This window comes from Streptomyces anatolicus (assembly GCF_019400875.1).
GTDB classification, from domain to species: domain Bacteria; phylum Actinomycetota; class Actinomycetes; order Streptomycetales; family Streptomycetaceae; genus Streptomyces; species Streptomyces anatolicus.
Map to the genome: position 1 here is coordinate 1 of NZ_WMBF01000395.1, position 6016 is coordinate 6016.

Genomic DNA, 6016 nt, shown 5'->3' on the forward strand with positions numbered 1-6016 from the left:
GCCCCGCGTACCGCGAAAGGTGCCCGCCCCCCGTGGAAACCGCAGCAACCGCCGCCCCGGCAGCAGTGATCGTCGCCATCGACGGGCCCTCCGGCACGGGCAAGTCGAGCACGTCCAAGGCCGTCGCCGCCCAGCTCGGCCTCAGCTACCTGGACACCGGCGCCCAGTACCGCGCGATCACCTGGTGGATGGTGCACAACGGCATCGACCTCACCGACCCGAGCGCGATCGCCGCCGTCGCGGGCAAGCCCGAGATCGTCTCCGGCACCGACCCGGCCGCCCCGACCATCACGGTCGACGGCACCGACGTCGCGGGGCCGATCCGCACCACGGACGTGACCTCCAAGGTCAGCGCGGTCAGCGCCGTCCCCGAGGTGCGCGCCCTCATCACCGAGCTGCAGCGGACCATCGCCCGATCGGCCGAGAAGGGCATTGTCGTCGAGGGCCGTGACATCGGCACGACCGTGCTGCCCGACGCCGACCTGAAGATCTTCCTCACCGCCTCCCCCGAGGCGCGCGCCGCCCGCCGCTCCGGCGAGCTGAAGGGCGCCGACATCAAGGCGACCCAGGAAGCCCTGATCAAGCGGGACGCGGCCGACTCCAGCCGCAAGACGTCCCCGCTCGCCAAGGCCGACGACGCCGTCGAGGTCGACACCACCGAACTCACGCTCCAGCAGGTCATCGAGTGCGTCGTCACCCTCGTCGAGGAGAAGCGGGCCGCCAAGTGACCCAAGGTGCAGCTGAGCGGGGCGCCTCCGAGCGCGGTGCCGAGGTCGGCCGCCGGATCGGCGTCGGCCTCATGTACGGCCTGTTCAAGCCGCGCGTCCTCGGCTCCTGGCGGGTACCCGCACGCGGCCCCGTGATCCTCGCCGTCAACCACTCGCACAACGTGGACGGCCCGATGGTCATGGGCGTCGCGCCCCGGCCGACGCACTTCCTGATCAAGAAGGAAGCGTTCATCGGCCCGCTCGGCTCCTTCCTCGGCGCCATCGGCCAGGTCGAGGTGGACCGCTCGGTCGCCGACCGGACGGCCATCACCAGGGCGCTCGGCGTCCTGGAGCAGGGCGGCGTCCTCGGGATCTTCCCGGAGGGCACCCGGGGCGAGGGCGACTTCGCCTCGCTGCGCGCCGGGCTCGCGTACTTCGCGGTGCGCTCGGGCGCCCCGATCGTCCCGGTCGCGGTGCTGGGAAGCACCGACCGGCGCGGACGGCTGATAAAGCAGCTGCCCCCGCTGCGCAGCAGGGTCGACGTCGTCTTCGGCGACCCGTTCGAAGCGGGCGACGGCAGCGGCCGGCGCACGCGCAAGGCGCTGGACGAGGCGACCGTGCGCATCCAGGAGCGGCTCTCCGCCCACCTGGAAAACGCCAGGCGCCTGACCGGGCGCTGAGCGAGACTTATCAAGTAGTGCACCGGCCGTCGAAAGACCGGCGCACCGATCACCACGATGAACGACGAGGTACGGACTTCATGAGCGACCAGATCCAGCCCGAGGGCGACGGCTTCGCCGAGCACGACCACGGGGCGCTCGGCGACGCCGAGTACGCGCAGTTCATGGAGCTCGCCGCCGAAGAGGGCTTCGACATCGAGGATGTCGAGGGTGCCATCGAGGAGGTGGGCCACGGCCCGCTGCCCGTCCTCGCCGTCATCGGCCGCCCGAACGTCGGCAAGTCGACACTGGTGAACCGCATCATCGGCCGCCGCGAGGCCGTCGTGGAGGACCGCCCCGGCGTGACCCGCGACCGCGTCACGTACGAGGCCGAGTGGGCGGGCCGCCGCTTCAAGCTCGTCGACACCGGCGGCTGGGAGCAGGACGTCCTCGGCATCGACGCGTCCGTCGCCGCCCAGGCGGAGTACGCCATCGAGGCCGCCGACGCCGTTGTCTTCGTCGTCGACGCCACGGTCGGCGCCACCGACACCGACGAGGCCGTCGTGCGCCTCCTGCGCAAGGCGGGCAAGCCCGTCGTCCTGTGCGCCAACAAGGTCGACGGCCCCTCCGGCGAGGCCGACGCCACCGCCCTGTGGGCCCTTGGCCTCGGCGAGCCGCACCCCGTCTCCGCGCTGCACGGCCGCGGCACCGGCGACATGCTGGACGCCGTCCTGGACGCGCTGCCCGAGGCGCCCGAGCAGACCTTCGGCACGGCCATCGGCGGCCCCCGCCGCATCGCGCTCATCGGCCGCCCGAACGTGGGCAAGTCCTCGCTGCTCAACAAGGTGGCGAACGAGGACCGCGTGGTCGTCAACGAACTGGCGGGCACCACCCGCGACCCGGTCGACGAGCTGATCGAGCTGGGCGGCGTCACCTGGAAGTTCGTCGACACGGCGGGCATCCGCAAGCGCGTCCACCTCCAGCAGGGCGCCGACTACTACGCCTCGCTGCGCACCGCCGCCGCCGTGGAGAAGGCGGAGGTCGCGGTGATCCTCATCGACGCCTCCGAGAGCATCTCGGTCCAGGACCAGCGCATCGTGACGATGGCCGTCGAGGCGGGCCGCGCGATCGTGGTGGCGTACAACAAGTGGGACACCCTCGACGAGGAGCGCCGCTACTACCTGGAGCGGGAGATCGAGACCGAGCTGGCCCAGGTCGCCTGGGCGCCGCGCGTCAACGTCTCGGCGGCCACGGGCCGGCACATGGAGAAGCTGGTCCCGGCGATCGAGACGGCGATCGAGGGCTGGGAGACGCGCGTGCCGACCGGCCGCCTGAACGCGTTCCTCGGTGAGATCGTCGCCTCGCACCCGCACCCGGTCCGCGGCGGCAAGCAGCCCCGCATCCTCTTCGGCACCCAGGCGGGCACGAAGCCGCCGCGCTTCGTCTTCTTCGCGTCGGGCTTCATCGAGGCGGGCTACCGCCGCTTCCTTGAGCGCCGCCTGCGCGAGGAGTTCGGCTTCGAGGGGACGCCGATCCATATCTCGGTGCGGGTGCGCGAGAAGCGCGGCCGCAAGAAGTAGCCGACGACGGTTCGTTCGTACGTACGCTCGTACGTACGTGAATGCCCGGCCCCCAATTTCGGGGGTCGGGCATTTTCACTGCTCGGACTGCTCGGTGCTCGTCCGGCTCAGAGTCCGCGGCGCGGGGCCGGTGGCAGGGCGGCGGGGACGTGGTGCTGGCCCGTGGCGTAGTGGTCGTGCTGGCCGTAGCGGCCCACCTGGAACTGGCCGAAGGAGTTCTGCCGCGGGTCGGGACGGGAGTCGTACCGCCCGTCGCCGCGGTGCTGCGTGCCGTACGGCCCGGTGCCGAAGGCGGTGAACCCCAGATTCTCCTCGCCGGTGCGGTCGCCCGGCAGGGCACGGAAGGCCCTGCGGTACTCCGAGTACAGCGTGTCGTAGATCGGTGTGGCCGAGCGCTCACCCGTGGTGTCCGGCGCCGTGCGCATGGACGGGATCGGGGTCTGGTAGGTCGGCCGGTGGCGGGAGGGGTCGTATGTGTGCACGTCAGTGCCAACGAAACCGCCGCCCGACGGATGCGGGGACCGCCCCGCTTTCCGGCTCCGGCAGGAGCGTGACCGGCGCGTTCGCGGTCTGCGGGCGGCCCCGGCATCGGGCAGGTCAGGTACCGGCGAGCGGCAGCGTGCACGCGACGAGCTGTCCGCTGGCCGCCGTCCTGTCCAGGGCGTCGCGCAGCAGGTCCTCGCGCGGCTGGCGGCCGATGGCGCCCGCGGGCGCGGCGAACAGCACCACGCTCTGCGTCTTGTTCGCCGCGGCCCGCCAGGCGTCGGTGACCTGGAGCGGCTGGTGCGCCTGCCACCAGGCGACGGGGGAGCCGCCGGCGGTGCCGGGCTGGAGGATGGCGTGCAGCTGGCCCATGGCGAGCAGCACCGACCAGCCGTGCAGCACGGGCGGGGCGCCGTCGAGGGAGGGCGTCGGCATGAAGCCCTGCTCGATCAGGAGCGGCAGGAACTCGTCGCCGCCGCCGGGTGCCGCCCCCGGGCGGGCGATGGGTCCGGTGGGCTCGACGACGAGCGCGGGGCGCAGCTCGCCCTCGATCAGGACCAGGCCGCTGGTTACGCCGAGGACAGCCTGGCCGGGGGTGTCGGCGGCGCCTTCGGCCTCGTCGCCGGTGATGGACCGCACGGCGCCCTGGAGCTGCTCCTCGGAGACCGTGACGATCTGGGAGGGCAGGCAGGTGGCGTGGGCGAAGGCGAGTACGGCGGTCTCGTCGCCGATGAACAGGACCGTGCTGGTGTGCTCCTGCTCGGAGTCGCCCGGCGTACGGCACGACGTGCAGTCGTAGCTGCCCGGGGTGGTCTCTCCGGCGAGCAGCCGGTCGGCTTCTTCGTCGCCGATCTCGGCGCGAACGTCGTCGCTGACGTCGAGCATGCGCGGCACGGGTGGCTCCTCGGGATCGTCACGTGGGGTGCTTGGTGAGGGTGTGGCGAGCCGTTCGGTGCCCGGCTCATAATGAAGACAACGGTGGATCAGTGGCGCAAGTCACGGATGAGGGCGAACGGAATCGAACCATCCGCGGCGGCGGGCGAGTCGGGCGCCGGAATCTGTCACTCCACGCCAACAGGCGGAAGGTGTGGGGGAGTTGGGGCGGTGAGGTGAGTCACGGATCGCCAGTCTCGATGATTGATAAATACGGATATCAGCGAATGAAGTGGGTGGCCGAAACTCACCGATACTCGCGGTAACGCGCAACTGGCCGTGGAAGCAGCCGGCAGCGGGTGTACGAGGCCGACCGGGCGCCGCTTGGCCTCCGTCCGGGTGGGGCGGCCCGCCGTGGCGGCGCGGCACGCCCCTGGCCTGGAGCGGAGCTGCCTAGCGTGAGCCGATGCAGCTGACGCAGTCGAGGCATCCGCTCACGCGGTCGAGGCATTCACGCACGCATCCGAGGCGATCGACGAGGGCTGTGGCGGTGGTCGTGGGCGCGGTTCTGGCCGCGGTGGCGCTGCCACCGGCCGCCGCGTCCGCGGTCCCGCCGCCGCGGCCGGGCTCCCCCTTCGAGGAGTACGGCTGTTCTCTCGAGAAGGGGCCGTGGCACTGCCTCGCCCAGTGCGAGAGCAACGGCCGCTGGGACACGAACACGGGCAACGGCTTCTACGGAGGGCTGCAGTTCTGGCAGCCGACCTGGGAGGAGCACGGCGGGCTCGCGTATGCCCCGCGCGCCGACCTCGCCACCAAGGAGGAGCAGATCAAGGTCGCCGAGAAGGTGCGGCGCACCCAGGGGTGGAAGGCCTGGCCCACCTGTTCCAAGAAGGTGCGGATCGAGCGGTTCGACCAGGTCGGCCCGGTCGGCCGGCGCGTGCACGTGGTCGTGCGCGGGGAGACGCTGAGTTCGATCGCCCGGCGCTACAACGTCGTGGGGGGCTGGAAGGCGCTCTACACGGCCAACCGGGGTGTCATCGGGAGCAGCCCCGACCGGCTCGCCGTCGGGGTGAGGCTCCTCATTCCGGGGCGGAGCTGAACTCTGCCGCCTCGCCGCTGAAGGCCACGGTGCCCCGGCGCAGTTCGTGCACCACCACTGCCGTCCGGCTCGCGCGTTCGCGCAAGGCGGGCGGCAGTCGCTGTTCGGCGACGACGACGCAGGCGCCCTGGTGTGCGGCGAGGTCGGCCAGGTGCGCGTAGGTGCGGGCCGCTATCGGTGGGGACATGCCCTGGGCCGCCTCGTCCACGAGGATCACGGCGGTCTGCGCGGGCGGGGACGGCGAGAGCAGGGCGCGGGAGAGGGCGAGCATGCGTTGTTCGCCGCCGGAGAGGGTGCCCGCGCGGCGGGCCAGCAGGGGGCGCAGTTCGGGATAGGCGGTCAGGGCGCGGCTGAAGTCGCCCTCGGGGTGGGAGAGTGCCAGGTTCTCCGCGACGGTGAGGGACGAGAACACGGCCTGCCGGTCCGGGACGAAGCACAGGCCTCGGGCCGCTCGTTCGTGCGCGGGGCGCCGGGTGATGTCCCGCCCGTCGAGGATGACGGCTCCCGCGGAGAGGGGGAGCGTGCCGGCGAGGGCACGCAGGGCCGTGGTGCGGCCGGAGCCGTTGCGGCCGAGGAGGACGGTGAGGGTGGCGGCGGGGGCGGCCAGGGTGATAC

At 72.2% G+C, this 6016-nt stretch carries 7 protein-coding genes; 4 read left to right on the forward strand and 3 right to left on the reverse strand.

Annotated features, from left to right (window positions below):
* The first annotated feature begins 32 nt into the window (after positions 1-32).
* From cmk to der, 3 genes are all read left to right on the forward strand, one after another.
* Positions 33-728, forward strand: a complete 696-nt coding sequence (gene cmk / locus GKQ77_RS25740; RefSeq protein ID WP_219691325.1) for a (d)CMP kinase — start codon at positions 33-35, stop codon at positions 726-728.
* A complete protein-coding gene (locus GKQ77_RS25745) occupies positions 686-1387 on the forward strand; it encodes a lysophospholipid acyltransferase family protein (protein WP_308117789.1) in 702 nt (233 codons plus the stop codon). The genes cmk and GKQ77_RS25745 overlap by 43 nt, the downstream gene beginning before the upstream one ends.
* Positions 1388-1467: 80 nt before the next feature.
* On the forward strand, positions 1468-2946 hold the full coding sequence (gene der, locus GKQ77_RS25750) for a ribosome biogenesis GTPase Der (protein WP_219691326.1): 1479 nt from the start codon (positions 1468-1470) through the stop codon (positions 2944-2946).
* Between the two features lie 107 nt (positions 2947-3053).
* Here der and GKQ77_RS25755 read toward each other — a convergent pair whose 3' ends face one another.
* Entirely contained in the window at positions 3054-3428 is a 375-nt protein-coding gene (locus GKQ77_RS25755; RefSeq protein ID WP_219691327.1) for a hypothetical protein, read from the reverse strand.
* Positions 3429-3543: 115 nt separating this feature from the next.
* Positions 3544-4323 (reverse strand): DUF8842 C-terminal domain-containing protein, encoded by a 780-nt coding sequence (locus GKQ77_RS25760; protein WP_219691328.1) that lies wholly within the window; start codon positions 4321-4323, stop codon positions 3544-3546.
* 535 nt (positions 4324-4858) lie between these two features.
* On the opposite strand from GKQ77_RS25760, the gene GKQ77_RS25765 reads away from it, so the two are divergent.
* Positions 4859-5401, forward strand: a complete 543-nt coding sequence (locus tag GKQ77_RS25765) for a LysM peptidoglycan-binding domain-containing protein (RefSeq protein ID WP_308117790.1) — start codon at positions 4859-4861, stop codon at positions 5399-5401.
* Here the strand turns inward: GKQ77_RS25765 and GKQ77_RS25770 are convergent.
* On the reverse strand, positions 5382-6014 hold the full coding sequence (locus tag GKQ77_RS25770) for an ATP-binding cassette domain-containing protein (RefSeq protein WP_308117791.1): 633 nt from the start codon (positions 6012-6014) through the stop codon (positions 5382-5384). The two genes, GKQ77_RS25765 and GKQ77_RS25770, sit on opposite strands and share 20 nt — an antisense overlap.
* Positions 6015-6016 lie beyond the last annotated feature (2 nt).